The 25489-nt window shown below is 72.9% G+C and carries 25 protein-coding genes and 1 riboswitch; of the genes, 10 read left to right on the forward strand and 15 right to left on the reverse strand.

From position 1 onward, the window contains the following. Positions 1-4: 4 nt before the first annotated feature. From AAH991_RS17090 to AAH991_RS17105, 4 genes are read right to left on the reverse strand one after another with little or no spacing between them, the layout of a single operon-like run. Complete coding sequence (locus AAH991_RS17090) at positions 5-1201, reverse strand: ABC transporter permease (RefSeq protein WP_346226817.1); 1197 nt, start codon at positions 1199-1201, stop codon at positions 5-7. Next, on the reverse strand, positions 1198-2052 hold the full coding sequence (locus tag AAH991_RS17095; protein WP_346226818.1) for an ABC transporter ATP-binding protein: 855 nt from the start codon (positions 2050-2052) through the stop codon (positions 1198-1200). The genes AAH991_RS17090 and AAH991_RS17095 overlap by 4 nt, the downstream gene beginning before the upstream one ends. Then, the gene (locus AAH991_RS17100; RefSeq protein ID WP_346226819.1) at positions 2049-3113 is read right to left on the reverse strand and encodes an efflux RND transporter periplasmic adaptor subunit; all 1065 of its coding nucleotides are present in this window, start codon (positions 3111-3113) and stop codon (positions 2049-2051) included. The genes AAH991_RS17095 and AAH991_RS17100 overlap by 4 nt, the downstream gene beginning before the upstream one ends. After that, entirely contained in the window at positions 3110-3643 is a 534-nt protein-coding gene (locus AAH991_RS17105) for a hypothetical protein (RefSeq protein ID WP_346226820.1), read from the reverse strand. The genes AAH991_RS17100 and AAH991_RS17105 overlap by 4 nt, the downstream gene beginning before the upstream one ends. Positions 3644-3795: 152 nt before the next feature. Here AAH991_RS17105 and AAH991_RS17110 point away from each other — a divergent pair, with 152 nt between their 5' ends. The 3 genes from AAH991_RS17110 to AAH991_RS17120 all read left to right on the forward strand — a co-directional run bounded on the left by AAH991_RS17110 (position 3796) and on the right by AAH991_RS17120 (position 6647). Beyond that, entirely contained in the window at positions 3796-4449 is a 654-nt protein-coding gene (locus AAH991_RS17110; protein WP_346226821.1) for a response regulator transcription factor, read from the forward strand. Then, positions 4446-5633 (forward strand): sensor histidine kinase, encoded by a 1188-nt coding sequence (locus AAH991_RS17115; protein WP_346226822.1) that lies wholly within the window; start codon positions 4446-4448, stop codon positions 5631-5633. Before AAH991_RS17110 ends, AAH991_RS17115 begins: the two co-directional genes overlap by 4 nt. 182 nt (positions 5634-5815) lie before the next feature. Next, positions 5816-5949, forward strand: a riboswitch (cyclic di-AMP (ydaO/yuaA leader). 14 nt (positions 5950-5963) lie between these two features. Next, positions 5964-6647, forward strand: coding sequence for a CHAP domain-containing protein (locus tag AAH991_RS17120; RefSeq protein ID WP_346226823.1), 684 nt, complete (start codon positions 5964-5966; stop codon positions 6645-6647). Between the two features lie 96 nt (positions 6648-6743). Here the strand turns inward: AAH991_RS17120 and AAH991_RS17125 are convergent, their stop codons facing one another. The 4 genes from AAH991_RS17125 to AAH991_RS17140 all read right to left on the reverse strand — a co-directional run bounded on the left by AAH991_RS17125 (position 6744) and on the right by AAH991_RS17140 (position 10934). Next, positions 6744-9128 carry an ATP-binding cassette domain-containing protein gene (locus AAH991_RS17125; protein ID WP_346226824.1) on the reverse strand — a complete coding sequence of 795 codons (2385 nt, stop codon included), beginning with the start codon at positions 9126-9128 and terminating at the stop codon, positions 6744-6746. 150 nt (positions 9129-9278) lie between these two features. Beyond that, positions 9279-9689: a VOC family protein gene (locus AAH991_RS17130; RefSeq protein ID WP_346226825.1), complete on the reverse strand. Its 411-nt coding sequence runs from the start codon at positions 9687-9689 to the stop codon at positions 9279-9281. Between the two features lie 5 nt (positions 9690-9694). After that, positions 9695-10144 (reverse strand): helix-turn-helix transcriptional regulator, encoded by a 450-nt coding sequence (locus AAH991_RS17135; RefSeq protein ID WP_346226826.1) that lies wholly within the window; start codon positions 10142-10144, stop codon positions 9695-9697. A 100-nt stretch (positions 10145-10244) separates the two neighbouring features. Beyond that, positions 10245-10934 (reverse strand): TetR/AcrR family transcriptional regulator, encoded by a 690-nt coding sequence (locus tag AAH991_RS17140; protein WP_346226827.1) that lies wholly within the window; start codon positions 10932-10934, stop codon positions 10245-10247. A gap of 20 nt (positions 10935-10954) precedes the next feature. On the opposite strand from AAH991_RS17140, the gene AAH991_RS17145 reads away from it, so the two are divergent. Then, positions 10955-12148 carry an FAD-dependent oxidoreductase gene (locus AAH991_RS17145; RefSeq protein WP_346226846.1) on the forward strand — a complete coding sequence of 398 codons (1194 nt, stop codon included), beginning with the start codon at positions 10955-10957 and terminating at the stop codon, positions 12146-12148. A 298-nt stretch (positions 12149-12446) separates the two neighbouring features. Here the strand turns inward: AAH991_RS17145 and AAH991_RS17150 are convergent, their stop codons facing one another. Beyond that, entirely contained in the window at positions 12447-13532 is a 1086-nt protein-coding gene (locus tag AAH991_RS17150; protein WP_346226828.1) for an amidohydrolase family protein, read from the reverse strand. 113 nt (positions 13533-13645) lie between these two features. Between AAH991_RS17150 and AAH991_RS17155 the strand changes: the two genes are divergently transcribed. Then, on the forward strand, positions 13646-14224 hold the full coding sequence (locus AAH991_RS17155) for a TetR/AcrR family transcriptional regulator (protein ID WP_346226829.1): 579 nt from the start codon (positions 13646-13648) through the stop codon (positions 14222-14224). 162 nt (positions 14225-14386) lie between these two features. On the opposite strand, the gene AAH991_RS17160 is transcribed toward AAH991_RS17155, so the two are convergent. Continuing rightward, the gene (locus AAH991_RS17160) at positions 14387-15316 is read right to left on the reverse strand and encodes a LysR family transcriptional regulator (protein ID WP_346226830.1); all 930 of its coding nucleotides are present in this window, start codon (positions 15314-15316) and stop codon (positions 14387-14389) included. Positions 15317-15439: 123 nt separating this feature from the next. Here AAH991_RS17160 and AAH991_RS17165 point away from each other — a divergent pair, with 123 nt between their 5' ends. Beyond that, positions 15440-16906, forward strand: coding sequence for an MFS transporter (locus AAH991_RS17165; protein WP_346226831.1), 1467 nt, complete (start codon positions 15440-15442; stop codon positions 16904-16906). Positions 16907-17050: 144 nt separating this feature from the next. Beyond that, entirely contained in the window at positions 17051-18274 is a 1224-nt protein-coding gene (locus AAH991_RS17170) for a PAS domain-containing sensor histidine kinase (protein WP_346226832.1), read from the forward strand. A gap of 29 nt (positions 18275-18303) precedes the next feature. Here AAH991_RS17170 and AAH991_RS17175 read toward each other — a convergent pair whose 3' ends face one another. Both AAH991_RS17175 and AAH991_RS17180 read right to left on the reverse strand, forming a co-directional pair. Next, the gene (locus AAH991_RS17175; RefSeq protein ID WP_346226833.1) at positions 18304-19632 is read right to left on the reverse strand and encodes a glycosyltransferase; all 1329 of its coding nucleotides are present in this window, start codon (positions 19630-19632) and stop codon (positions 18304-18306) included. Beyond that, entirely contained in the window at positions 19622-20224 is a 603-nt protein-coding gene (locus AAH991_RS17180; RefSeq protein WP_346226834.1) for a TetR/AcrR family transcriptional regulator, read from the reverse strand. The genes AAH991_RS17175 and AAH991_RS17180 overlap by 11 nt, the downstream gene beginning before the upstream one ends. 150 nt (positions 20225-20374) lie before the next feature. On the opposite strand from AAH991_RS17180, the gene AAH991_RS17185 reads away from it, so the two are divergent. From AAH991_RS17185 to AAH991_RS17195, 3 genes are read left to right on the forward strand one after another with little or no spacing between them, the layout of a single operon-like run. Next, complete coding sequence (locus AAH991_RS17185; RefSeq protein ID WP_346226835.1) at positions 20375-20986, forward strand: dihydrofolate reductase family protein; 612 nt, start codon at positions 20375-20377, stop codon at positions 20984-20986. 51 nt (positions 20987-21037) lie between these two features. Next, positions 21038-21361 (forward strand): YciI family protein, encoded by a 324-nt coding sequence (locus AAH991_RS17190; protein WP_346226836.1) that lies wholly within the window; start codon positions 21038-21040, stop codon positions 21359-21361. Further along, the gene (locus AAH991_RS17195; protein WP_346226837.1) at positions 21358-22599 is read left to right on the forward strand and encodes an RNA polymerase sigma factor; all 1242 of its coding nucleotides are present in this window, start codon (positions 21358-21360) and stop codon (positions 22597-22599) included. Before AAH991_RS17190 ends, AAH991_RS17195 begins: the two co-directional genes overlap by 4 nt. Before the next feature lie 38 nt (positions 22600-22637). Here the strand turns inward: AAH991_RS17195 and AAH991_RS17200 are convergent, their stop codons facing one another. From AAH991_RS17200 to trpB, 3 genes are read right to left on the reverse strand one after another with little or no spacing between them, the layout of a single operon-like run. Continuing rightward, on the reverse strand, positions 22638-23408 hold the full coding sequence (locus AAH991_RS17200) for a GntR family transcriptional regulator (RefSeq protein WP_346226838.1): 771 nt from the start codon (positions 23406-23408) through the stop codon (positions 22638-22640). Continuing rightward, entirely contained in the window at positions 23405-24220 is an 816-nt protein-coding gene (gene trpA / locus AAH991_RS17205; protein ID WP_346226839.1) for a tryptophan synthase subunit alpha, read from the reverse strand. The genes AAH991_RS17200 and trpA overlap by 4 nt, the downstream gene beginning before the upstream one ends. Beyond that, a complete protein-coding gene (gene trpB / locus AAH991_RS17210; protein WP_428833996.1) occupies positions 24217-25422 on the reverse strand; it encodes a tryptophan synthase subunit beta in 1206 nt (401 codons plus the stop codon). Before trpB ends, trpA begins: the two co-directional genes overlap by 4 nt. Between the last annotated feature and the right edge of the window lie 67 nt (positions 25423-25489).

Consider the following 25489-nt stretch of genomic DNA (forward strand, 5'->3'; position numbering starts at 1 on the left):
CCGGTCAGGTGGTGGCCAGCGCGACCGTCGGCGACAGGCGGGCCGCGCGCATCGCCGGATAGAGGCCGGCGAGGGTGCCGATGACGAGCGTGGCGCCGATGGCGCCCGCGAACGCCCAGGCCGGGACCACCGGCGGCCAGTCGCGTGACAGCGCGTAGCCGGCGGTGGCCAGGCCGCCCAGCACCGCCCCCACGATCCCGCCGAGCGCCGACAGCAGCAGCGACTCCGCGAGGAACTGCAGGCGCACCTGCCCCCGGGTGGCGCCCAGCGAGCGGCGCAGGCCGATCTCCTTGCGCCGCTCCAGCACCGAGATCACCATCGTGTTGGCCACGCCGACCCCGCCGACCAGCAGTGCGACCGCGCCGAGGCCGAGCAGCAGGTTGGTGAACGCGCTGGCTGCCGCCGCCCGGGCCGCCAGCGCGTCGGAAGGCCTGCTGACCGTGACCTCCTCCGGGTTCTCCGGGTTGACCGTGCGCGGCAGCACGGCACGTACGGCCTCCACCGACTCCTCGGTGGACCGCTCGTAGACGGTCGTCGGGTGACCGTCGAAGCCCAGGTACTTCTCCGCGGCCGGGAACCCGACGAGCGCCGAGCGCTCGATCTCCGGGGCGAGCGGCATCGGGCCGAGGACGCCGACGACGGTGAACCACCGTTCGCCCATCCAGACCTGTACGCCGGTCCTGGAGATGCCGAGCCGCTGCGCGGCTTTGGCGCCCAGCACGACGGCGGGCCGCGCCTCGGTGGCGGCGTTCAGCCAGGCGCCCTTGACCACCTGGCCCTCCAGGGTGGTGAGCAGGTCGGCGGTCGCGGCCTGGACGGCGATGCCGCCCGTCACGGCCTCGGGGATGCGGTCGGTGCGCCGGATCGTGGTGTCGACCGCTCCGGTGGCCGAGGCCGTGCGGACCGGTCCGATGCGCCGGACCATGCCGAGCGCCTCCTTCGGCAGCTTGGCCTCCTCGCCGAACATCGTCTGCCCCGGCGAGACGGTGAGCATGTTGGTGCCGAGCCGGTCGAGCTCGCGCAGCAACTGCTCGCGCGAGGAGGCCGAGATGCCCAGAACCGCGATCATCGTGGCGATGCCGATGGCGATGCCGAGCGCGGACAGGACCACACGGGCGGGGCGGGTGCGCAGCCCGGCCGCGCCGGTTCGCAGGACGTCGGACGGCCCGAGCCTGGCGGGGGTCAGCCGGTCGCCGGTCATCGCACCCCTCCCCTGGTCTCCTGCGCGACGCCGCGCCCGGCGTCGGCGCGGCACTCGGCGTCGGAGTGGTGTTCGGGGGCGGACGCGCCGCCCGGCCGCCCCGGCCCGGGTTCATCCGCCCGCGCCTTGGGATTGGGACCGGGAGGGCGGCGTCCGATGCCCGCCCCGGCGTCGGCGACGACCCGGCCGTCGCGTACGCGCACCTGCCGGGGGCACCACTCGGCGATCTCGGGGTCGTGGGTGATGACCGCGATCGTGGTGCCGGAGGCGTGCAGGTCGCGCAGGACCCCCAGCACCTCGGCGCCGGCCGCCGAGTCCAGGTTGCCGGTCGGTTCGTCGGCCAGCAGCAGCGGCGGGTCGCCCGCCACCGCGCGGGCCACCGCGACCCGCTGTTGTTCGCCGCCGGACAACTGGTTGGGGCGGTGGCCCAGCCGGTGGCCGAGGCCCACCCGCTCCAGCGCGGCGGCCGCGCGTTCCCGCCGCGCCCGCAGCGGCGTGCCGGTGTAGAGCAGGCCGTCGGCGACGTTGTCCAGCGCGCTCACCCCGGGCGCGAGGTGGAACTGCTGAAAGACGAAGCCGAGGTGGCGGGCGCGCAGCGCGGACAGCTCGCGGTCGGAAAGCCCGGCCACGTCGTGCCCGGCGATCCGCACGGTGCCGGTGGTGGGCCGGTCCAGGGTCCCGATCAGGTGCAGCAGGGTCGACTTTCCGGAGCCGGACGGCCCGGCGATGGCGACCAGTTCGCCGCGTTCGACCAGCAGGTCCACCCCGCGCAGGGCCCGCACGCCGCCGTACACCTTGGTCACCTCGCGCAGCTCCACCACGTACGGCTGCTCGGACTGCGGGATGCTCATGTGGCGGGCACCCCGACCTTCATGCCCTCGGCGAGCCCCGCGCCGGTGATCTCGGCCATGCCGCTGCCGAAGGCGCCGAGCTCCACCGGGACCAGGCGGGTGGCGCCGCCCTCGACCACCTCGACACCGAAGCCGCCCTCCCGCAGGGCCAGCAGCGCCTCCACCGGCACGGCCAGCACGTTCTCTCGCCGTTCGCTGACCAGTTCCACCTCGACCGGGGCCTTGTCGAGCCGGGTCTTCGGGGCCTTGCTCAACGTGATGTCGACGTCGATGGTGCTGCTCTCGTCCTGTCCCTGACCGGACGCGGCCGCCTTGGCCACCGTGCCGACCGAGGTGATCTTCCCGGTGACCCTTTCGCCGCCGGGCAGCTCCACGGTGACCTTGGCGCCCTTCCTGGCCAGCGTCTGGTCGTCGGTGGACAGGTCCACGTGCACCAGCCGCCGTACGCCCGACACGGTGAGGGCCGGACGTCCGGGGGTGGTCCTGTCGCCGACCTCGACCTTGGCGTCGGTCACCCGGGCGGCGGCGGGCAGGAAGACCACCTGGGAGGCGTCCACCTGCCCGGTCTCGGGCAGCCCGACGTCATCCTGCCACTGTTCGACGGCCAGGCGGGTGGCGTAGCTGAAGTAGTCGTCGACGGTCAGATCGTCGCCGTAGCCGAGGACCTTGAGGTTGCGTTCGAGCTGCTCGACGTCCGGACCGTCGTCGACGCCCTGCCGCAGCGTCCGGTACATCGGCAGCGAGCCGTACATGAGGACGACCGGCCTGCGGTCGACCCTGAGCAGCGAACGGCCGCGCCGGATGACGGCGCCCTCGGCGGGCACCCACGTCACGGTGCCGGAGGCGTCGCTGCTCACCTGCCGCTCCCCCGAGTAGGTCAGCGCCCCCTCCACGGTCTTGGTGTCGACCAGGTCCTGGCGGGTGATCGACGCGGTGGCGGGCACCGGGGGCGCGGAAGGCCCGGCCGCGCCGGCGCCGTCGCCACCGGACAGGACGACGGCGGTTCCCGCGGCGGCCAGGGCGAGGACGCCGGCGCCCGCGATCACCAGGCCCTTCCTCACGGCTTCCTCCCGGGTGCGAACTCCTCGCAGGCCTTCTGCGCCTCGTCCATCGCCTTCTGCTGGCCCGGCTTCATCTTGACCTGGATCCCCTGGCCAGGGGCCGGATCGGGCATGTCGATGCCGTGCTCGCGCATGCACTGGGCGAACTTGACCATCCGGTCGCGCATCTCGGGATCGTCGCCGCCGAGCTTGTCGCCGACCGCGTCCTTCATGAAGTGCTCGCAGGCCTGCATGGCCTTCTGCGTCTTGGCCTCGTCCCCCTTCTTGCCGATGATGCGGACGCGGCCGTCGGGGTCGGGGTCGGGCATGTCCACGCCGTGTTCGCGCATGCACTGGGCGAACTTCAGCTGGGCCTCCTGCCGGTCGGCCGGACCCGGCGCGGACGGCTTCGCCGTCGCTGTGGAGGCGGCGCCGCCGGCGCTGGCGATCCCGTCGTCCGCGGGGGCCGCGCCGCAGGCGGCCAGTGCCAGTGCCAGCGCCGGCGCGAGCCCGAGGGCCGCTGCCAGGGCACGCGGCGTTCGTATGCGCATGAGTCGCTCCTCCCTTCCCGGGACCTTCGCCCGGGACGCGGCCCAACTCCAGCGGAGGCGGTGCTAAACGCGGATAAGCGAGATCGGCGGGTCCGGGCTTATCCACGGCTAACACCTCCTGCGTCACTCTCGTAGCCGAGCGGGAGGTTGGGATGCGGGTGCTCGTGGTCGAGGACGAGGAACAGCTGGCCGACGCCGTCGCCCGGGGGCTGCGGCTGCACGCGATCGCCGTGGACGTGGCCTACGACGGCCGGGAGGCGCTGGAGCTGACCTCCTACGTCGACTACGACGTGGTCGTGCTGGACCGCGACCTGCCCGACGTGCACGGGGACGAGGTCTGCCGGGAGCTGATCGGCGCGGGCGGGGCGAGCCGCATCCTCATGCTGACCGCGGCCGGGCGGGTCAGGGACCGGGTCGGGGGCCTGTCTCTGGGCGCCGACGACTACCTGGTCAAGCCGTTCGCGTTCGCCGAACTGGTGGCCCGGATCCGGGCGCTGGCCCGGCGCTCGTCCCGTGCGGCGCCGCCCGTGCTGGAGCGGGCCGGGATCCGGCTCGACCCCGCCCGCCGTACGGTCGTGCGGGACGGGCGTCAGGTGGCGCTGGGCCGCAGGGAGTTCGACGTGCTGCACGAGCTCATGCGGGCGGGCGGCGACCTGGTCACCTCGGCACGGCTGCGCGCGAACGTGTGGGACGAGCACTCCGAGGCCGGGACGGGCGTGCTGCGCGTCACGATCACCTCGCTGCGCCGCAAGCTGGGCGGCCCTGCTGTGATCGAGAACGTGCCGGGCCGGGGGTACCGGCTGTGACCCGTGCCCTGTTCTTCTGGGGCAGGCTGGGCCTGCGCATGCGGCTCGCCCTGCTGTACGGCGGGCTGTTCTTCGTGGCGGGGTCGGTGCTGCTGTGGTTCACCCACCTGCTGACGGCCCGCGCGCTCAACCAGCGGTTCGTGGTGGCGGTGGCGTCGAAGGTCACCGGCGGGGGCGCCCCCGGCGCCGTCCCGGGGGGCACGCTGCCCGGCGCCGACATGCTCGCGCAGCGGGTGCGCACCGATGTCGAGCAGGGGGCGGCCGGCGTGCTGAGCGACGTCCTCGGGTCGTCGATGATCGTCATGGTCCTTGTCGGGGCCGTCGCGGTGCTGCTGGGATACCTGGTGGCCGATCGCGCGCTGCGCCCGCTCGAGCGGGTGACCGAGACCGCGCAGCGGCTGTCGGAGAGCACGCTGCACGAGCGGATCGCGCTGAGCGGCCCCCAGGACGAGGTCAAACGGCTCGCCGACACCTTCGACGCGATGCTCGACCGGCTGCACCGGGTGTTCGACGCCCAGCGCCGGTTCATCGCCAACGCCTCCCACGAGCTGCGCACCCCGCTCGCGGTCAACCGTACGGTGCTGGAGGTGTCGCTGGAGGAGCCGGCGGCGTCGGAGGACCTCAAGGCGCTGGCCCGGGCGCTGCTCGGCGCCAACGCCAGGCATGAGCGGCTGATCGAGGGCCTGCTCATGCTGGCCCAGTCGGAGCAGGAGCTCACCGCCCGCCGCCCGGTCGACCTGGGGCAGGTCGTCCGTACGGCCATGGAGCAGATCGACCTGCAGCCGCGCCGCGGGAAGGTGGTCGTCCACGAGGACCTGCGCCGGGCGGTCGCGCACGGCGACCCGCTCCTCCTGGAGCGCTGCCTGGTCAACCTGCTGGAGAACGCGATCAAGTACAACGTACGGGACGGGGAGGTCTGGGTCCGGCTGCGGGAGGACGAGACCGGGGTGAGCGTGACGGTGGAGAACACCGGGCCCCTGGTCCCGCCGTACGAGGTGGACGACCTGTTCGAGCCGTTCCGCCGGCTCGGCGGCGACCGCGTCCGCTCCGCCCGGGGGGCGGGGCTGGGCCTGTCGATCGTCCGGGCCATCGCGGTGGCGCACGGCGGCACGGCGGAGGCGCTCGCCCGGCCGGCGGGCGGCCTGGCGGTGACCGTACGCCTGCCCGGGCCGGGCCAGGGGTGATCACATCCTGGGTGCCGTACCCACCGTCGCCCGGTCTCTCCCTACTCGCGAGTAAAATCCGAGTTGTTCTAACTTGACCGGTTTGACCTGGTCTATTACCTTTTAGGCAGCTCAGGGCGCACTTGCTCATTCAATGGTCAAGAAGCCCTCCTCAGACCGACGCGGCCGGCCGATCCCGGCTTGCCGCCCGGCCGCCGAGTCCGCGTCCGCGCGGAGCCGGGGACCCACCTCTCCTGGGGTGAATCGGCATGCCTGCCGTAGGGCGCCTTCCAGCCCGAACCCGTCAGCTAACCCGGTAGGCGGCATGGAAGTAAGGGAGTCCGCCCCACCATGCACGTCCTCAACACCTGTATCCGCGCTGCCCTCGCGAGCACCGCTCTCGCCTCGGCCGTGCTGGTCGCGGCACCGGCCGCGCACGCCGACAACCCTGCCAGCGGCAAGGGCCCGGCGGCCACGCAGTCCATGGCCGAGATCGCCAAGACCCTGCCCAAGGTCAGCGCCGCCGACGTGCTGAGCCTGGCCAAGAGCCAGGTCGGGATCAGCGAGAACGCCTACGGCGGCGGGACGAAGTTCCAGCAGTGGTACATGTCCACGGCCCGTGCCCGGGAGACCCTCGCCCGCGACGGCGGCACCCTGAAGGCTTACCTGAACGCGCCCTGGTGTGACATGTTCGTCTCCTGGGTCGGCCACCAGCTCGGCATCGGGCCGGTCATGGGCTCCGACGCCTACACCGTCGAGCACGCCCACTGGTTCGCCGACCACGGCCGCTGGGGCCGCACGCCCAAGCCGGGCGCGGTGGTGTTCTTCAACTGGAACGGCAGCGAGGACATCGACGACATCGTGCACGTCGGCCTCGTCGTCAAGGACAACGGCGACGGCACCATCCGGACCATCGAGGGCAACACCGGCAACGGCGCCGTCGAGGCCCGCACCCGTCCCACCTGGCAGGTGGTGGGGTACGGCTACCCGATGTACCCGGGCGAAGCCGCCACCGCGGCTGCTGCCGCCTCCTGACGGCTGACGCCCCGACCTGCGAAGCGCGCCGGTGACCCCGGCGCGCTTCGACATATCGGCGCTTGGACGCCCCCGGGCACTCGCCCGTGGCCCCGGTCAGGCGCCGACGTAGGCCGCGAGGTGCTCGCCGGTGAGCGTGGAGCGGGCGGCGACGAGGTCGGCCGGGGTGCCCTCGAAGACGATCCGGCCACCGTCGTGACCCGCGCCGGGGCCGAGGTCGATGATCCAGTCGGCGTGCGCCATCACCGCCTGGTGGTGCTCGATGACGATGACCGACTTGCCGGCGTCGACCAGGCGGTCCAGCAGCGCGAGCAACTGCTCGACGTCGGCGAGGTGAAGGCCGGCGGTCGGCTCGTCGAGGACGTAGATCCCGCCCTTGTCGGCCATGTGGGTGGCCAGCTTGAGCCGCTGCCGCTCGCCGCCGGACAGCGTGGTCAGCGGCTGGCCGAGGGTGATGTAGCCGAGCCCGACGTCGGCGAGCCGGTCGAGGATGGCACGCGCGGCCGGTGTGCGCGCCTCGCCGGCGCCGAAGAACTCCTGGGCCTCGGTCACCGGCATCGCGAGCACCTCGCTGATGTCGCGCCCGCCGAGGCGGTGCTCCAGCACCGATGCCTGGAACCGCTTCCCCTCGCACTCCTCGCAGGTGGTGGAGACGCCGGCCATCATCGCGAGGTCGGTGTAGACGACGCCGGCGCCGTTGCAGGTGGGGCAGGCGCCCTCGGAGTTGGCGCTGAACAGCGCCGGCTTCACGCCGTTGGCCTTCGCGAACGCCTTGCGGATCGGGTCGAGCAGCCCGGTGTACGTCGCCGGGTTGCTGCGCCGCGAGCCGCGGATCCCGCCCTGGTCGACCGATACCACCCCCGCGCCGGCGGGGACCGACCCGTGGATGAGCGAGCTCTTGCCCGACCCGGCGACTCCGGTGACGACGACGAGCACGCCGAGCGGGATGTCGACGTCGACGTCGCGCAGGTTGTTGGCCGTCGCGCCGCGGATCTGCAGCGTGCCGCCGGGCTTGCGCACCGTCTTCTTCAGGGCGGCCCGATCGTCGAAGTGGCGCCCGGTGACGGTGCCACTGGTCCGCAGGCCCTCGACGGTCCCCTCGAAGCAGACGGTGCCGCCCGCCGTACCTGCGCCGGGGCCGAGGTCGACGACGTGGTCGGCGATGGCGATCATCTCCGGCTTGTGCTCCACGACCAGCACCGTGTTGCCCTTGTCCCGCAGCCGGAGCAGCAGGTCGTTCATCCGCTGGATGTCATGGGGGTGCAGGCCCGTCGTGGGCTCGTCGAAGACGTAGGTGACGTCGGTCAGCGATGAGCCGAGGTGGCGGATCATCTTGACGCGCTGCGCCTCGCCGCCCGACAGCGTGCCCGACGCCCGGTCGAGCGACAGATAGCCCAGCCCGATCTCCACGAACGAGTCGAGGAGCTGCCGCAACGTGGACAGCAGCGGCGCGACCGACGGCTCGTCGAGGCCGCGGACCCAGACGGCCAGGTCGCTGATCTGCATCGCGCAGGCGTCGGCGATGCTGATCCCCTTGATCTTGGACGACCGGGCGCCCTCGTTGAGCCGGGTGCCGCCGCACTCGGGGCAGGTCATGAACGCGACCGCCCGCTCCACGAACGCCCGGACGTGCGGCTGCAACGCCTCCTTGTCCTTGGACAGCATCGACTTCTGGATCCGCGGGATCAGGCCCTCGTAGGTGAGGTTGATGTTGTCAACCTTGATCTTGGTCGGCTCCTTGTGGAGCAGGTCGTGGAGCTCCTGCTTGGTGAACTCGCGGATCGGCTTGTCCGGGTCGAAGAAACCGGAGCCGCTGAAGATGCGGCCGTACCAGCCGTCGACGCTGTAGCCGGGGATCGTCAGGGCGCCCTCGTTGAGCGACTTGGAGTCGTCGTAGAGCTGGGACAGGTCGATGTCGGAGGTCCGGCCCATGCCCTCGCAGCGGGGGCACATGCCGCCGGTGATCTTGAACTCCCGCCGCTCCTTCACGGTCTTGCCGCCGCGCTCGAGTTTGACCGCGCCCGCTCCGCTGATCGAGGCGACGTTGAAGGAGAACGCCTGGGGCGAGCCGATGTGCGGCCGGCCGAGCCGGCTGAACAGGATGCGCAGCATCGCGTTGGCGTCGGTGACGGTGCCGACGGTCGAGCGGGGGTTGGGGCCCATCCGCTCCTGGTCGACGACGATCGCGGTCGTCAGCCCGTCGAGCACGTCGACCTCGGGACGCGACAGCGTCGGCATGAAGCCCTGCACGAACGCGGAGTAGGTCTCGTTGATCAGCCGCTGCGATTCGGCGGCGATCGTGGCGAACACCAGCGAGCTCTTGCCCGAGCCCGAGACACCGGTGAACACCGTCAGCCGGCGCTTCGGGATCTCGATGCTGACGTCCTTGAGGTTGTTCTCGCGCGCGCCGTACACGCGAATCAGGTCGTGGGTGTCGGCGACGTGCAGTTCAGGGGACTGCGCGTCCGTCCTCGTGGCCATGCTTATCGTGTTCTCCATGTGTTCAGGCGGGGCCGCCTTCGCGGTCTCCGCCGGCGTCGCCGGACTCGATCCAGCCAGCTTCGGGCGGCACGTCTGGTTCTCTTCGCCGGCGCGGGCAGCCGCGGAACCCGCGGTGCGGCGTGGCCGGGTTCAGCGCGATTCGCTGATGCGGATCATGTTGCCGGCGGGATCGCGGAAGGCGCAGTCACGGACCCCGTACGGCTGCTCCATCGGCTCCTGCACGACCTCGGCACCGCGGGCCCGCAGCCGATCGAAGACGCCGTCGAGGTCCCCGGCGGCCAGAACGATCATGGCATAGGTGCCCTTGGCCATCATCTCGGCGATGGTGCGGCGCTCCTCGTCGGTGACGCCGGGGTCGGCGGCCGGCGGATGCAGGACGATCGACGTGCCGGGCTGGCCGGGAGGGCCGACCGTGATCCAGCGCATCCCGCCGTATCCGACGTCGCCCCGGACCTCGAAGCCGAGAGCGTCCCGGTAGAAGGCCAGGGCCGCGTCCGGGTCGTCGTGCGGGAGGAAGGCCGAGTGGATGGTCACGTCCATGGCGGTCACGCTAGCTGCGGCTCGGCGAGCCGCGCTTCTCGAATTCTGACCGGCCTGGTCACCTTTTTCGTCACGCATGAGGGCATCCCGGCCGTCGCGCCCCCGGCCTGCCGCCGATAGGTGCTGGGCGGCACACCGACGAGCTCGGTGAAGCGGGTGCTGAAGGTGCCCAGCGACGAGCAGCCGACCGCGAAGCAGACCTCGGTGACGCTCAGGTCGCCGCGGCGCAGCAGCGCCATCGCGCGCTCGATCCGCCGCGTCATCAGATACCCGTACGGCGACTCTCCGTAGGCGAGCCGGAACTGCCGGCTGAGGTGCCCGGCGGACATGTTGACGCCGCGGGCGAGTGCCTCGACGTTCAGCGGCCGGTCGTACTCCCGGTCGATCCGGTCACGGACGCGGCGCAGCAGCGCGAGATCGCGCAGGTGCTGCTCTGAGGCGGGTCTGCTGCTCACCCGAGCAGCGTACGTCGTGCCACCGACAACCCGGTGTGCCGACGGCCCACACCTGCCGCCTGGCCTGCGGCGCCGCCGATGCCACCGGGAAGTCCCGGATTCACGCCGGCCGGGCGAGTTTGGCGGCCACGGCGTCGAGGACCCAGTCCAGGCCGGTCGCGAACGACACCTCGGCGTCCACCTCCGTGCCGTCGTGCACGAATCTGGCCAGCGCCGGGAAGCGGCCCGTGGCCAGCATCCGCATCACATGCGGGCCGGAGGCGCGCTGCCAGTCGCGGTCGGACAGTCCAGTGGCGCGCTCGGCCCGCAGGTTCGCGATCTCGCGCCGGATCGCGCCGGTGAAGTAGGCGCTGACGGTCTCCACGGCGCGCGTGACGGTCTCCACGTCGGCGACGCCGTCGAAGGAGGCCAGCGTGGCCTCGGTCACGGCGAGGGCGTTCGGGCCCAGGGCCGGACGGCCGCCGAGCAGGTCGGCCAGCCATTCGTGACGGAGCGCGGCCCGCCTGGTGCGGTGGGCGAGGGTGTGCAGCGCCTTCCGCCAGTCGCCGGGCTGTTCCCCGGGGAGAATCTCGGCGTAGACCTCGTCCACCATGAGGTCGAACAGCTCCTCCTTGGTGGAGATGTACCCGTACAGCCGCATCGGGCCGACGTCCAGCCGGGCGGCGACCTTGCGCAGGGACACCGCCTCCAGCCCGCCCTCGTCGGCCAGCGCGATGGCGGCTGCGACCAACTGCTTCCGGTCGAGCGGCGTGGGGCGAGTCTGCGGCTCCGGCCGGTCCCACACAGTCATGGATACATCGTACTGTTGCAATACGCCGTCTCGACAAAATACGGTGTATCGACATGAGACATCGTATCGCCGTGGTCGGAGGCGGCCCCGCCGGCCTCACCTTCGCCCGGGTCCTGCACCGCCACGGTCACCGCGTCACCGTCCTCGAACGCGATCCCGCCCCCGGCGCCCGTCCCCCGGGCGGCTCGCTGGACCTGCACGAAAGGCTGGGCCAGCTCGCGCTGGACAAGGCGGGGCTGCTGGCGGAGTTCGAGGCCCTGTCCCGTCCCGAGGGGCAGGCCATGCGCATTCTGGATACGGACGGGACCGTCCTCCGCGACTGGCCGGCCCGTCCGGGTGACCGGGCCAATCCCGAGATCGACCGCGGGCAGCTCCGTGACCTGCTGCTCGGCCCCCTGGACGTGCAGTGGGGGCGGGGGGTGGCGGAGGTGGTGCCGGGGACCCGGGATGGCGTGCTGGTCCGTTTCGCGGACGGACGGCAGGAGACGTTCGACCTCGTGGCCGGCGCGGACGGCGCCTGGTCCCGGGTGCGCCCCGCGGTCTCGTCCGCGACGCCGCACTACACCGGCGTCACCTTGGTCGAGACCTCCCTGGACGACGTCGACACCCGCCACCCCGGCCTCGCCCGGCTGGTCGGCGACGGCGCCATGGCCGTGTACGGCGTGAACCGCAACCTCGTCGCCCAGCGCAACAGCGGCGGCCACGTCAAGGTGTACGCGTATTTCCGCGCCCCGCTGGACCGGCAGACGGACCTGGACGCGGGCCTGGACGCGGGCCTGGACGCGGGCCTGGACATGGCCGACGCCGAGGCCGTGCGATCAGGTCTGCTGGCTCTGTTCGACGGCTGGGCCGCTCCCGTCCTCGACCTCCTCCGCCACGGCGCCGCCTTCGTCCGCCGCCCCCTCTACGTCCTGCCCGTGCCGCACACCTGGACCCACGTCCCCGGGGTGACGCTGATGGGCGACGCCGCCCACCTGATGCCCCCATTGGGGGCGGGCGCCAACCTCGCGATGCTGGATGGCGCCGAACTCGCCGAGGCCGTCGCCGCCGCCTCCGGCGCCGGTGATCTGGACGAGGCCGTCCGCGCCTTCGAGGAACGGATGTGGGCACGGGCCGGCAGATGGGCGGAGATCACGACGGCCGGTCTGGAACGCCTCGTGAGCCCGGACCCCGCCGAAGCCGTCACCCTCTTCGACGAGGTACAGCCCTCCTGACGGTCGAGCGCGAGAGCACGGACGCCGCCGGCTCGAGGCTGCGCGAGCTCGCCCCCGAGGCCGTACGCGGACCTCGCCCGGCGGGTGCCGGATCGTCCGCCGTTCAGTCCCCGTCCTGCGGTAACCGTCCGGGAAGGCCCGAACGCCCGCCGTCACCATGTTCCGACCCCGAACCCACCCCCCGCGGCCCAAGCCGTCCTCATGCGACTTCGCACCCGCCCCAGATCCTGACGGAAGAGGATCTTCGCGGCCCTGGCGACGCCGCCGCGGTTGCGGGAACCTCCGCTCGCGCAGCCGCTCAGGTTTCTGGCTTCGCGGGCGTGGCCGGAGTGACGGGGTGACCGGCGCACCAGACGGCGCGGATCTCGCGGGTGGCCGTGATGTCCCGGGTCGGGTCGCCGTCGACCAGCAACAGGTCGGCCCGCATGCCCGGCCGGACGGCGCCCCGGTCGGCCAGGCCGAAGGCGCGGGCGGGCAGCACGGTCGCCGAGCGCAGGATCTCCACCGGCGTCATTCCGGCCCGCGCCATCAGCTCGAATTCGTGATGCAGGCTCTCGCCGTGGGGCACGGGCACCGGCGCGGACGACTCGGCGTTCGCGTCCGTCCCGGCGAGGATCTCGACACCGGCCCGGTGCAGACGGCCGACGTCGCCCAGCACCTCCCCCAGGTGGTCGGCCCGCCCAGGCGGCGGGCCGGATGTCATGAAGGCGGTGAGCAACGCCTCCATCATGGTGATCGTCGGGATGGACCTCTGGCCGGCGCTCCTCATCGCGGCCACGTCGTGCGCCCGGACCCCGCCGGCGATCGGCGTGTGCGTGACGAACTCCGCTCCCGACTCCACGGCCATCGTGTAGGCGCCCGAAGTGGCGGCGTGCACGATCGTCTTGAGCCCGTACTCGCGTGCCGCCTCCACCAGCGCGCGCAGCGCGTCCGCGGGCGGCCCGCCCTCGCCGGGGGCCTCGGCGACGCCCTTGATGTAGTCGGCACCCTCCGCCGCCCGCGCCTCGACGTGCCGCCGGGCATCGGCCGCCGTCAGGATGACGGCTTCCGGCGGCATTCCCGGCATGCGGGCGTGGTGGCCGCCCGGCCCGATCGCGGGCAGCCCGGCGGTGCGGAAGTCGGCCGCTCCCTCGGTCTCGCGCAGCGAGGCCACCCGCTCGGCCGGCCAGCAGGCCATGTCGAGTCCGGTCGTCACTCCCCAGGCGGCCAGGGCGGCCAGGTTCCCGGGGCCGTGCAGGTGGACATGCGCGTCGATCAGCCCGGGCAGCAGCGCCGCCCCCGCCGCGTCGATCTCCTCCGCCCCTGCGGGATCGTCGCCGATCAGCGCACCGTCGATGACGACGGTACGGGGCTCGCCGAGCCGCTCGCCGTCGAAGACCCGCACATTGCGTAAGGCCGTTCTGCCGTCAGTGGACACGGGCCACCCGCCGCACATAAGAGACAACTTTGTTCACTAACGGAGGCTAGCACGACGATGTGCGTGATATATCCGTCCTCATGAGTCCCACCCGCCGCCGCGGAGACGCCCTCACCACCGCGATCTTCCAGGCCGTCCTCAACGAACTGGCCGGGAGCAGCTTCGAGGAGCTGACGTTCGAGAAGATCGCTTCCGCGGCCGGGACCGGGAAAGCGGCCTTGTACCGGCGCTGGTCCACCCCGGCCGAACTCGTCCTCGCCGCGCTGAGCGACCCAGCGACCGGCTTCGGCGACCCGCCGGCGCCGCCCGGCACGGGCTCACTGCGCGATGACCTGATCGCCCTGCTCGAGCACTTCGTACGGGCGCTCGACGAGCCGCGCGGCCGCGCGCTGCTCCCGCTCATCGCCCACCGCCACCGCCATCCCGAGCTGTTCGAGCAGGTCCACCGGCTGGTGGTCCGCCCGCACCAGGAAGTGCTGCTGGCCGTCCTGCGCCAGGCGGTCGAACGCGGCGAAGCCCCACCCGGCAGTCTCACCCCGCGCGTTGTCTCCGTCGGGCCGCGCCTGATCCTCTTCCAGGCATGGGAGGGCGGTCTCGTGGACTCCCGCGAGATCGCCTCCATCGTCGACGAGGTGCTCATTCCACTGACCAGGCCATGACCCCCTGGCCGGCGTCCCGCAGGGCGGCAGTCCGCGACAAAAGGCGCACGTTGTGAGTGCCCGCGCCCGGCCCGGCCCTCGGCGGCCTCGTCCTGCACCTCGGCTCCTGGCCGTGGCTGTTCCTGCCCGACCTCCCCCTCGGCCTCGCCGCGGCGGCCCGGCTCACCGCGGCGCAGCGCCCTGATCGGCGGGCGGAGGGACGCCGACCGCCTCGGCGGCGGCGCTCGCGTACAGGATCTCGCGCATCCCGGGAAGGCCCTCGCGGTCGGCCCGCCACACCAGGCGCAGGCGCAGAGCCGGCACGTCGAACGCGAGCCGGGCGAGGGCGCCGGCGGCGACCCGATCGGCGACCGCGAACCACGGCAGCAGGGTGATCCCGAGGCCACGCTCGGCCCACGCCCGCATGACCGGCACACCGCCGGCCCGCACCCGCTCCACCCGGTCGCCCAACAGCCGCTCCCCCGCCAGCCACAGGGAGCAGGCGGGCACGTTCACCAGCAACCGCTGGGCGTACAGGTCCTCCCCGCGCAGCCGGGAGGCGGCGGCCAGCGGGTGCTCCGGCGCGGCGACCAGCGCGAGCGGCACGGGATCGATGTCGAGGAAGGCCAGCGGCGCGCCCGGCGCGGCGAAGCCGAGCCCGCCCAGGTCGTCTCCCATGTCGAGAAGCAGCGCCGCGTCGAGGTCCGCGGTGGCGACCGCCTCCAGGAGGCGGTCGCGGACGCCGTCCGACCGCACCTCCACGACGAGGTCGGGGCGGCGCTCGGCCAGCCGGGCGAGAACCGCGGGCACGTGCACGGCCGCGATCGTCTCCAGGGCGCCCAGCCGCAGCACCGGGCGGGCCCCGGCGACGTCGCGCCGGGCCTGGTCGGCCTGGTCGAGCAGGCGGCGCGCCCAGCCGCGCAGGCGCTCACCCGCCGCGGTCGGGCGCATCCCCCGGGGACCCCGCTCGAACAGCACGACGCCGAGGTCCCGTTCCAGGCTCCTGATCTGCTCCGACACCGACGACGGCGCGAGATCCAGGGCGACGGCCGCGTCGGTGACCGTCCGATGGGTCACGACCGCCTCGAAGGTGCGCAACTGCCGCAGTTCCACGCCTGAGCGAACCGGCCAGGAGCATTCGGTTATTCCGAACGCGGCCTGCGGCCGGGCCGGTGGAGCCGCACGGCGGCCGGCCCCACAGTGAGGCCCGGGTTGTTAACTTTCCTGGAGATCCTCATGACGATCACTGCCTCTCCCCCGGCGGCGCCCGCCCGGGCCCGCGCGCTGACCGGGATCGCACTCGGCTATTTCATGGTGCTGCTCGACACCACCGTGCTGTCGGTCGCCGAACCCGGCCTCGCCCGTTCCTTCGGCGGCGCGGGTGTCGCGGGGCTGCAGTGGGCCGTGACCGGCTACATCCTCGTGTTCGGCGCGTCCCTGCTGACCGCCGGGTCGGTGGCCGACCGGTACGGCGCGCACCGCGTCTTCCGGGCGGCGGTCGCCGCCTTCGGCCTGGGCAGCCTGCTGAGCGCCTTCGCGCCGTCACTGTGGGTGCTCGTCGGGCTGCGGGCGCTGCTCGGCCTTGCCGCCGCGGGCTGCGTCCCGGCATCGATGGCCATGATCGCCCGGTTGTACCCGGTGCCCACCGAGCGGGCCAGGGCGGTGGCCGTCTGGGCGGCGACCAGCGGCGCCGCGCTGGTCGCCGGTCCGGTGGCCGGCGGGGCCCTCACCGACCTGGCGGGCTGGCGGGCGATCTTCCTGATCAATGTGCCGCTCGCCGCCGTCACGCTCACGCTCACACTCACGCCCGCCGTAGGCTGCCCGCGCGGCGACCGGCGTATCGACTGGGCCGGCCAGATCCTGGCCTGCGCCGCGGTGGCGCTGCTGACCGACACGCTGATCGCGCTCGGCGCCCGCTCTCTCGTCCACGCCGCCTGGTCGGCGGGCGCGACGGCGCTCGCGGTGTGCGCCTTCGCCGTACGGGAGCGGCGCGGCCGGGCGCCGGTCCTGGATCCCGCCGTGCTGAGCGTCCCCGGCATCCCGGCCGCGCTGCTGGCGGGCGCGGCGGTCAACTTCGCGATGAGCGGCGTGCTGTTCGTGCTGCCGCTGCTCTTCCAGCAGGCGCTCGGTCTGACGCCGGGAGGCATCGGGGCCGCGCTCCTGCCCATGACACTGCCCTTCGCCGTCAATCCGCTGCTGACCGGCAGGATCGTCGCCAGGTCCGGACCACGGCCGCCGGTGCTGGCGGGGCTCGGCCTGCTCACGGCCGGCGGGGCCGCGTTCGGCGCGGCCGTCTGGGCCGGGGCCTCCTATCCGTTCCTGCTGGCCGGGCTGGTCGCCACCGGCTTCGGTGTGTCGTTCGCACTGCCCGCCCTGGCCACCCTGGTGGTGACCGTGGCCCCCGAAGGCGCCGCCGGTGCGGCCGGCGGGCTGCTGAACGCGGCCCGGCAGTGCGGCGCGACGATCGGCGTCGCCGTGACCGGCGCGTTCATGACCCTCGGCCTGCCCGGGGGGCACGGGGGCGCGGCGTACGCGCTGATCGTGCCCGCCGTGGTCTGCGCCGTCGCGGCCGCCGCCGTCGCCCGGACGGCAGGGACGGCAGGGACGGCAGGGACGGCACGGATGGCACGGATGGCACGGATGGCACGGACGGCACGGCCTGGCCGGACGCCGGTCGGCGGAGGCGATGGACGGTCCTCGTGATGGCTGCGGGCCCGTTCATCTGCTTTCCCGTCACCGCTGCGGCGCCCTCGCCCGTTGACGCGCGTCCTCACGGGCATGGGAGAGTGCACGGCCGCGTGGCGTGGGCGGCCGGGAGTCATGCCGACTGCGGGGGCTGGAAGACTGGTGCGGGTAGGCACCGTGGGCACGAGGTCAGAAATCGACTACGGGGCGGTGTTCCGGGCCGGTCAGGCCCCGGCCGCGGTGCTGACCCCCGATTTCGTCATGGTCGACGTGAACGACGTCTTCCTGAAGGTGAGCGGGCGCGGCCGCGAGGAGTTCCTGAACCGCAACGTCTTCGACGCCTTCCCGCCCAATCCCGCGGAGTCGGAGGACTCCGAGCAGCAGGGAGCGCAGATGCTGCGCACCTCCCTGGAACAGGTGCTGACCACCCGCCGGCGCGACTTCATCCCGCTGCAGAGGTACGACATCGAGGTGGCGGACCGGCCCGGAGTGTTCGAGGAGCGCTACTGGAGCACGGTCCTCACTCCCATTCCCGGCCCGCACGGCGAGGTCCGGTGGATCGTCCTCACCACCGAGGAGGTCACCGACTTCGTCCTCGCGTTGCGGCGCTCCGGCGTCGGCGGCGAGCAGGAGCAGAGGACGGACTCCCTGGCCCTGCAGTTGCAGACCCTCAACGACCAGCTCAGGCGGGCGCACCGGGAGCAGCGCGAGACGACCTCGGCGCTGCGGGAGGCCATCGAGCGGCAGCGGCGGCTCGTCTACGACGCCTCCCACGACCTGCGCAACCCCCTCACGGGCCTGCTGACGGAGCTGGAGGTCGCGCTGTCCGAGCCCGGCTGCGACCTGCAGCGGATGTTGCGCAAACTGCTGCGCGACGCGGAACGGCTCAACGACATCGTGGCGGACCTGCTCGACCTGGCCCGGCTGGACACCGAGACCCATGAGAACGACCGCCTGATCGACCTCGCCGAGTTCGTCACGGAAGAACTCGACCGCCGTACCCCGGGCGTCGCCGTCCTCACCCGCCTCGACCCGCACGTGCGCGTGCGCGCGTCGGCGATCCGCCTGGCCCGCCTGCTGGGCAACCTGATGACCAACGCCGAGCGGCACACGAACACCACGATCGAGGTCGTCGTGGCCGCCGACCCGCCCGACGCCGTCCTGGAGGTCCTCGACGACGGCCCCGGCATCCCGCCGGAGGACCGCGAACGCGTCTTCGAGCGCCGTTATCGGCGGGAGGAGGCCCGGCTGCGGGATCCGGGCGGGTCCGGGCTGGGCCTGTCCATCGCCCGGGAGATCGCCCAGGAGCACGGCGGCCGGCTGTACGCCGCCGAACGCCGTGACGGGGCCCGTCTCGTCCTGCGCCTGCCCCTCGCCGCCAAGTGACGCCCCCGGGAGAAGGCACGCGCGATCGGCTACGTCGCGTGATGGTGGCCGGGCGCTTCGGCCGTACTGCGTCCGGGGGCGTTCCCGTCTCCGCCGGCCGCTCGTGCGGCGAGGGACTCGAGTTCGGCGACGGCCCGGTCGGTGGCCGTCTCGGCGGCGATCGCGGCCGCCAGTCGTCGGGCCTCCCGCCGGAAGGAGGGCTCGCGGAGGACACGGCCGACCGCCCGGGCGATCGTGCGGGGCGAGGTGTTCCTGCTCAGGGTGATCCCGGCGCCGGCGAGTTCGACATGCCGCGCCACCTCGCGCTGGTCCCGTCCGAGCGGCAGGCAGACCAGGGGGACCCCGGCGGCCAGGGACTTGACGGCCGTCCCGTGACCGGCGTGCGTGACCGTCACCGCGGCGTGGCGCAGCGCGATGGTGTGCGGCGCGGCCGCGGTGACCAGGACGGTGCCGGGCGCCCGGACCGTCGCCGGGTCCACGGCCGGGCCGGTGGTCAGCAGCCCGCGCACCGGAAGCGTGCCGAGGGCCTCGGCGATGCGCTCGAGTTGCGTGCGCTGGTTCATGAACGACGAGCTCAGGCTGGCCAGGACCAGCGGCGCGTCACCGTCCGGCAGCTCGCACTCGCCGGCCCAGGCCGGGTCGTCGAGCCGTGGGCCGACGTGCCGCAGGCGGTCGGGGAACCGCCTGCCGGGGTGGTCGAGCGCGCGCGGGGACAGCACGAGCACGAGGTCGGCGCGGTCGAACGCGTCGATCACCGAGTCCACCGGCGGCAGGCCGTGCGCGGTGCGGGCGGCGTTCAACGCGGGCAGTCCCTTCCTCCACGGTTTGAGGACCAGCCGTGTCAGCACCCGATCGCGCAGGCGCCCCAGCGCGCCCGGAGCGGGAGCGAGGCCCGGACCGGGCGGGGGCGCCCCCGGAGTGGGAAGCGGGTAAAGGGTCGTCACCAGCGAGGCCACGGGGATTCCGGCGGTCTCGCCGCCGATGAGCGCGCCGAGCAGCATGTGCTCGGTGACCAGCACGTCGGCCGGGCGGGCGCGCAACTCGGCCAGCGTGTCCCGCGCGTAATCGGCCGCGGGACCGCAGACGATGCGATCTCTCAGCCGCGCGAACGCGCCGAGCGGCGTGCGGGCCTCGAAGTCCCTGATGACGTCCTTGGCCGGGTCGGTGACGTCGCCCTGGGGCGCCGTGGTCCAGGCGATCGGTTCCAGGCCGGCGGCGAGGATCTCCTCGTGCAGTGACCTGTCGGCCAGCACCCGGACGCCGTGACCGCGTTCGCGCAGCGCGCGGGCGACCGACAGGACGGGCGGCACGGCTCCGCCGCCGGCCCAGGTGGCGAACAGGAAGTTCTTACGCATCATGGCTTTTCCGGGGGTCTATCGAGGTCAACAGGTCGCGCATGGCTCGTTCGGCGTCCTCACGGGACAGGCCGAGGTCGCGCCGCCACAGCTTCCACAGGTAGAGGTCGGTGGCGGCGTAGTGCAGGTTCAGCGCGTGCTCGCGGGCGGGGCCGGGAGGCGGGAGGCGGTCGGCGAAGACCCGTTCCAGCCACTCCCGATGCTGGACGCGGGCGTGCGCGGCCGCCCGGGCGGCCGCCGGGACACGGTCGATCTGCGCGGTCCAGAGCACGTTGGCGTCGCCGTGCTGCTCGTAGTCCTCGAAGAGCACGGCCACGATCGCCGCCACGTCGCCGGTCGGCGCCTGCCGGGTGACCGCGGTCTGCGAGGCCACCAGGTCGGCGACGGCGTCGGCCAGCCCGTCCTTGCCGCCGAAGTGGTTGACGATCGTCTGCACCGACACACCCGCCTCGTCGGCGATGTGCTGCAGCGTGACGTCGTCGTACCAGCGTCGCATCCACAGCGCGGCCGCCGCCCGCATCACGCGCGTACGCGTGACCTCCACGGCCGCGGCCCGGGCGCCCATGCGATACGGACGCCTGGTCTCACTTTCCATGGAGTCATGTCTATATTCAATTGATTATTGAGTCAATCGAAAAATGCTCGTCGAAAAAGTCCGGGAGAGGGTGTCGGATCGGGGTGGTGGTGTTCGTAGCAGGGGTGAGGCCGCCCACAAGGGGCGGCGCCCAGGCGAAGGAACGCGATCATGAAGCTGACGACCATGACCCAGATCTCCGTCGATGGTGTGATGCAGGGAAACGGCGCCGCGTCGGATGACCGCAGGAACGGATTCGAGCGCGGCGGATGGGCCCTGGGGAAGGGCGACGACGAGACGAGGATGTTCATCACGAGGACCTACCAGCGCGCGGAGGCGTTCCTGTTCGGCCGGCGCACCTACGAGCTGTTCGCGCGCTCCTGGGGATCGATCGACCAGATGCGCGCACATCCCATCGGGGTGGCCTTGAACGAGGCCCCCAAGTACGTCGCCTCGACCACGCTCACCGCGCCGCGCTGGGAGGACACGACCGTTCTCGACGGCGGCGACCTCGCGGCGGCGATCAGTGAGCTGAAGGCCAGGCCCGGGGGTGAGCTGCAGGTGCACGGCAGCGGCGCGCTGATCCGGTGGCTGCTGGAGAAGGATCTGGTCGACGAGATGACTCTGATCGTGATCCCCGTGATCCTCGGTCAGGGCGCGAGACTGTTCCCGGAGGCCGGCCCGGACCTCGCGCTCGACCTGATCGAGTCGCGGGTCGACTCGAAGGGCGTGACGATCCAGGCCTACCGGCCGGCCGGGCGCCCGCAGTATGCAACGGCTTGATCCCCCCGACCACCGAACCACGCTGTCTCGACACCATAGGAGGATCTTCAGATGCGGTACCTGGTTTCTGTGATCGACGACAAGAGCAATCCCGGCAGCACGGACAGGCAGCCTGCCATCAGCGCGTTCAACGAACGACTGATCGCGGAGGGCCACTGGGTTTTCGCGGGCGGACTCGCGGACACCGGCACGGCCACCGTCGTCGACAACCGGGGCGGGGAGGCGGTGTTCAGCGACGGGCCCTTCGTGGAGTCGAAGGAGTACCTCGCCGGCGTCTGGGTGTGGGAGGCCCCCGATCTGGATGTGGCACTCAAGCTCGCCGCCGAGGCGTCGAAGATCTGCGATCGGAAGATCGAGGTGCGGCCGTTCCTGTGAACGACGTCGACGTCCGCGAGGCGATCACCCGGGTCCATCACGAGGAGTGGGCCCGGGTGGTCGCCGGCCTGACCAGGCGCTTCGGTGACCTCGACGTCGCCGAGGAGGCGGCCGCCGAGGCGTTCGCGACCGCCGTCGAGCGGTGGCCGGCCGACGGCGTGCCGCCCAACCCCGGGGCCTGGCTGACCACCACCGCCGGCCGCAAGGCCATCGACCGGATCCGGCGCGAGAACAGACGCGACGACAAGCACAAGGAGGCTCAGATGGTCTACGCCGACGACCCGCCCGAGCCTGTCGGCGCCATCGACGACGACCGGCTCCGGCTGATCTTCACGTGCTGTCACCCGGCGCTGGCGATGCAGACCCGCGTGGCGCTGACGCTGCGCATGGTCGGCGGTCTGACCGTGCCCGAGATCGCCCGCGCCTTCCTGACCGCCGAGAGTGCCATGGGGCAGCGGATCACCCGTGCCAAGGCCAAGATCAAAGCGGCGCGCATCCCCTATCGCGTCCCGGCCGCCGAGGATCTCCCGGCACGCGTCACCGGCGTCCTCGCCGTCCTGTACCTCGTCTTCAACGAGGGCTACCTGGCCACCGGCCCCGGCACCGATCCCGTACGGCACGAGCTGACCGCCGAGGCGATCCGGCTCACCCGCCTGATCCGCGCTCTCCTGCCGGACGACGGAGAAGTGGCCGGGCTGCTGGCGCTGATGCTGCTCACCGAGGCCCGCCGCACCGCCCGGGTCTCGGCGAACGGCGAACTGGTCGCCCTCGACGAGCAGGACCGTGGGGCCTGGGACGCGACGCTGATCGCCGAGGGTCACCGGCTGGTGCGAGAGCGCCTCGCCGCTGCCGCCGCGGGGGTGGCTCCGGGCCGCTACCAGATCCTCGCGGCGATCAACGCCGTGCACACCTCCGCCCGCGACGTACGCGACACCGACTGGTCGCAGATCCTCGCCCTCTACGACCAGCTCGTCCGCCTCGACCCCTCGCCGATCATCGCCCTCAACCGGGCCATCGCCGTGGCCGAGCTCGACGGGCCGGAGGTGGCACTGGCCATCGTCGACCGCCTCGATGAGGTCTTGGCCGGCTACCACGCCTACCACGCCACCCGCGCCGACCTGCTGCGCCGGCTGGGCCGAAGTCGGCAGTCACGCGCGGCCTACGACCGGGCCATCGAGCTGGCCGGCAACACCGGCGAGACCGCCTACCTCACCCGCCGCCGCGACCAGCTGCGGTAGCGCCCGCGCCTGAAGGGCGCGCTCGATACCGTACGAGATCAGCCGTTGGCGGCGCCCCAGGTGAGAGAGATGCCGGTGGCGGCGCGTTCGGTGCGGATCTCCATCATGCTGCCGAGGATGGTGGCGTGGTCGGACACCACGGGCGTGGCGTCGAGCGTGTAGGTGATCCGGCTGCTGACGAGCACCGGGCTGCCCGGCGGCTCGTGGAGATGGCGGGCGGCGGCGGGGTCGAGCAGACCGGGCCGGACCACCTCGGACGCCCGGGCGACCGTCACCCCCGCGTCGGCGAGGGCCGTGTAGAGGGAGACGGCGGTGAAGTCGCGGTCGCGGATCCGGTCGGCCACCGGCCGGCGGATCCAGGACACCTGGTGCACGGCGGGACGTCCCGCGAACTCGCGGACCCGCTCCAGCCGCAGGGCGGTGTCGCCGGGACGCAGCCGCAACTCCGCGACGATCCGGGCGGGGGCCCGGCGCACCGCCCGCCCGGCCACCGCGGTGCGCACCTCGTGGCCCTGTTTACGCAGGTCGTCGACCAGGCTGCGGAGCGAGTCGAGCTGGTACGCCAGATGGGGCGGGGCGACGAACGTGCCCTTGCCGGGCTGCTGCACGATCAACCTCTCGTCGCTGAGCTGCCGCAACGCCTGGCGCAGCGTCATGAGGGTCACCCCGTAGGAGGCGCTCAGCTCGCGTTGCGGCGGCAGCGCCTCCCCCGGGGCGTAGTGTCCCGACCGGATCTTCGCTGCGAGGTCGGCGGCGATGGCGCGGTATCTCGCCTCGTGCCCGGCGTCGGGGGTCCCGTCGGAGGTCATCGTGGTCGGTCACACTCCTGGTCGAGGGCCTGCCGCAGGGGTGCGAGGAAGGCCCGCAGATCGTCCGGCCCGGCCCCGTCGAGCACCCGCCGCATGACCGCGGCGCCCACCACGACGCCGTCGGCGTGCCGGCGGGCTTCGCGTGCCTGGTCCGGGGTGGAAATGCCGAATCCTAGCAAGACCGGCCGGTCCGAGACGCGCCTGATCCGCTCGGTGAGCTCCGCCGCCGAGGCGGCGAGGGCGGCCCGCTCACCGGTGGTGCCCATCACCGACACCGCGTAGACGAAGCCGCGACTGCGGCCCGCGATCTCCGCCAGCCTCGGCTGCGGCGTCGCCGGCGACGCCAGCAGGACCAGCTCGATCCCCGAGGCGGCGGCCACGTCCGTCAGCTCGTCCGCCTCGTGCACCGGCAGGTCGGGCACGATCAGGCCGGCGACGCCGGCCCCGCGCAACGCGGCGCAGAACGCCTCGGGGCCGTCGTGCAGTACGAGGTTGTAGTAGGTGCTGGCGACGAGCGGCACGCCCAGGTCCGGCACGCCGGACAGGTCGGCGAGGATCCGGCGGGTGCTCGCCCCCCGGGCCAGCGCCGTGTCGCTCGCCCGCTGGATGGTGACGCCGTCCAGCGTGGGGTCGGAGAAGGGCAGGCCGACCTCGATCGCGTCCGCCCCCGCGGCGGCGAACGCCCGCAGGTAATCCGTCCAGCCGGGCGTGATCCCCCCTGTGACGTACGGCATGAGCAGGCCACGGCCGGCGTCCCGGCGGGCCCGCAGGTGGCGTTCGACCGCGCCCGCGGCCAGGGTGAGGTCGGTCACAGCAGCTCCTTCAGGGTCGAGACGTCCTTGTCGCCGCGGCCCGACAGCGTCATCAGCACCGTCGATCCCGCGGGCAGCTCGCCGTCGCCCGCCGCGCGGATCACCCAGGCCAGGGCGTGCGCCGACTCGAGCGCCGGGACGATGCCTTCGGTGCGCGCCAGCCGCACCGCCGCGGCGGCCGCCTCCTCGTCGCTCACCGTGACGTAGCGGGCCCGGCCCAGGTCACGCAGGTGAGCGTGCTCCGGGCCGACCCCCGGATAATCGAGCCCGGCGGCGATGGAGTGCGCCTGGGTGATCTGCCCGTCGTCGTCCTGCAGGAACAGCGAGCGGCAGCCGTGCATGACGCCGAGCCGGCCGCGGGACGCCCCGGCGCCGCCCTCCGCCTCGACCCCGACCAGGAGCGCCCGGGTGTCGGCGAACCCGGCGAACGTGCCGGCCGCGTTGGAGCCGCCGCCGACGCATGCGACCACGTAGTCCGGCACGCCGGTCCGCAGCTCGGCGGCGCACTGCGCGCGGGCCTCGTCGCCGATGATCCGCTGGAACTCCCTGACCATCCACGGGTACGGATCGGGCCCGACGACCGAGCCGATGCAGTAGTGGGAGTCGCCGGTCGCGCCCACCCAGTGCCGCATGGCCTCGCTGGTCGCGTCCTTGAGAGTACGACTGCCCGCGGTGACCGGGACCACCTCGGCGCCCAGCATGCGCATGCGGAAGACGTTCAGCGCCTGCCGCTCGATGTCGCGCTCGCCCATGAACACCGTGGCCTCCAGCCCGAGCAGCGCGGCGGCGGTCGCGGTGGCCACCCCGTGCTGGCCCGCCCCCGTCTCGGCGATCAGTCTCCGCCGGCCCATGCGGGTGGCCAGCAGGGCCTGGCCCAGCACGTTGTTGATCTTGTGGGACCCGGTGTGGGTGAGATCCTCGCGCTTGAGGCACAGCCGCACGCCCAGCGCCTCCGACAGCCGGTCGGCCGGTGTGAGCGGGGTAGGCCGCCCGGCGTGCACGGCGAGCAGCCGCGCGAGGGCGCCGCGGAACCCCGGATCCGCCCAGGCATCCCGGAACGCCTCGTCCACCTCGCGGCACGCCTCCACCAGGGACTCCGGGGCGTACCGTCCGCCGTACTCGCCGAATCGGCCCCGCGTCCGGGGTTCGCCCATCGTCCCGCCCGGCGGGGCCGGCTCACGCCACGGCGGCACGTTTCGCATGCCAGTCTCCCATCGTTCTATAACTCTTGAGAGAGTTCTATAACAGTGAGTGTGGCACGGGTATGTC

The organism is Microbispora sp. ZYX-F-249 (assembly GCF_039649665.1).
Taxonomy (GTDB): Bacteria; Actinomycetota; Actinomycetes; order Streptosporangiales; family Streptosporangiaceae; genus Microbispora; species Microbispora maris.

Excerpts from the sequence above, each read along its gene's own strand:
- AAH991_RS17090 (WP_346226817.1), bottom strand. The coding sequence starts at position 1,201 with ATGACCGGCGACCGGCTGACCCCCGCCAGGCTCGGGCCGTCCGACGTC.
- AAH991_RS17095 (WP_346226818.1), bottom strand. The coding sequence starts at position 2,052 with ATGAGCATCCCGCAGTCCGAGCAGCCGTACGTGGTGGAGCTGCGCGAG.
- AAH991_RS17105 (WP_346226820.1), bottom strand. The coding sequence starts at position 3,643 with ATGCGCATACGAACGCCGCGTGCCCTGGCAGCGGCCCTCGGGCTCGCG.
- AAH991_RS17110 (WP_346226821.1), top strand. The coding sequence starts at position 3,796 with ATGCGGGTGCTCGTGGTCGAGGACGAGGAACAGCTGGCCGACGCCGTC.
- AAH991_RS17120 (WP_346226823.1), top strand. The coding sequence starts at position 5,964 with ATGCACGTCCTCAACACCTGTATCCGCGCTGCCCTCGCGAGCACCGCT.
- AAH991_RS17125 (WP_346226824.1), bottom strand. The coding sequence starts at position 9,128 with ATGGCCACGAGGACGGACGCGCAGTCCCCTGAACTGCACGTCGCCGAC.
- AAH991_RS17130 (WP_346226825.1), bottom strand. The coding sequence starts at position 9,689 with ATGGACGTGACCATCCACTCGGCCTTCCTCCCGCACGACGACCCGGAC.
- AAH991_RS17140 (WP_346226827.1), bottom strand. The coding sequence starts at position 10,934 with ATGACTGTGTGGGACCGGCCGGAGCCGCAGACTCGCCCCACGCCGCTC.
- AAH991_RS17155 (WP_346226829.1), top strand. The coding sequence starts at position 13,646 with ATGAGTCCCACCCGCCGCCGCGGAGACGCCCTCACCACCGCGATCTTC.
- AAH991_RS17165 (WP_346226831.1), top strand. The coding sequence starts at position 15,440 with ATGACGATCACTGCCTCTCCCCCGGCGGCGCCCGCCCGGGCCCGCGCG.
- AAH991_RS17175 (WP_346226833.1), bottom strand. The coding sequence starts at position 19,632 with ATGATGCGTAAGAACTTCCTGTTCGCCACCTGGGCCGGCGGCGGAGCC.
- AAH991_RS17180 (WP_346226834.1), bottom strand. The coding sequence starts at position 20,224 with ATGGAAAGTGAGACCAGGCGTCCGTATCGCATGGGCGCCCGGGCCGCG.
- AAH991_RS17185 (WP_346226835.1), top strand. The coding sequence starts at position 20,375 with ATGAAGCTGACGACCATGACCCAGATCTCCGTCGATGGTGTGATGCAG.
- AAH991_RS17190 (WP_346226836.1), top strand. The coding sequence starts at position 21,038 with ATGCGGTACCTGGTTTCTGTGATCGACGACAAGAGCAATCCCGGCAGC.
- AAH991_RS17200 (WP_346226838.1), bottom strand. The coding sequence starts at position 23,408 with ATGACCTCCGACGGGACCCCCGACGCCGGGCACGAGGCGAGATACCGC.
- trpB (WP_428833996.1), bottom strand. The coding sequence starts at position 25,422 with ATGCGAAACGTGCCGCCGTGGCGTGAGCCGGCCCCGCCGGGCGGGACG.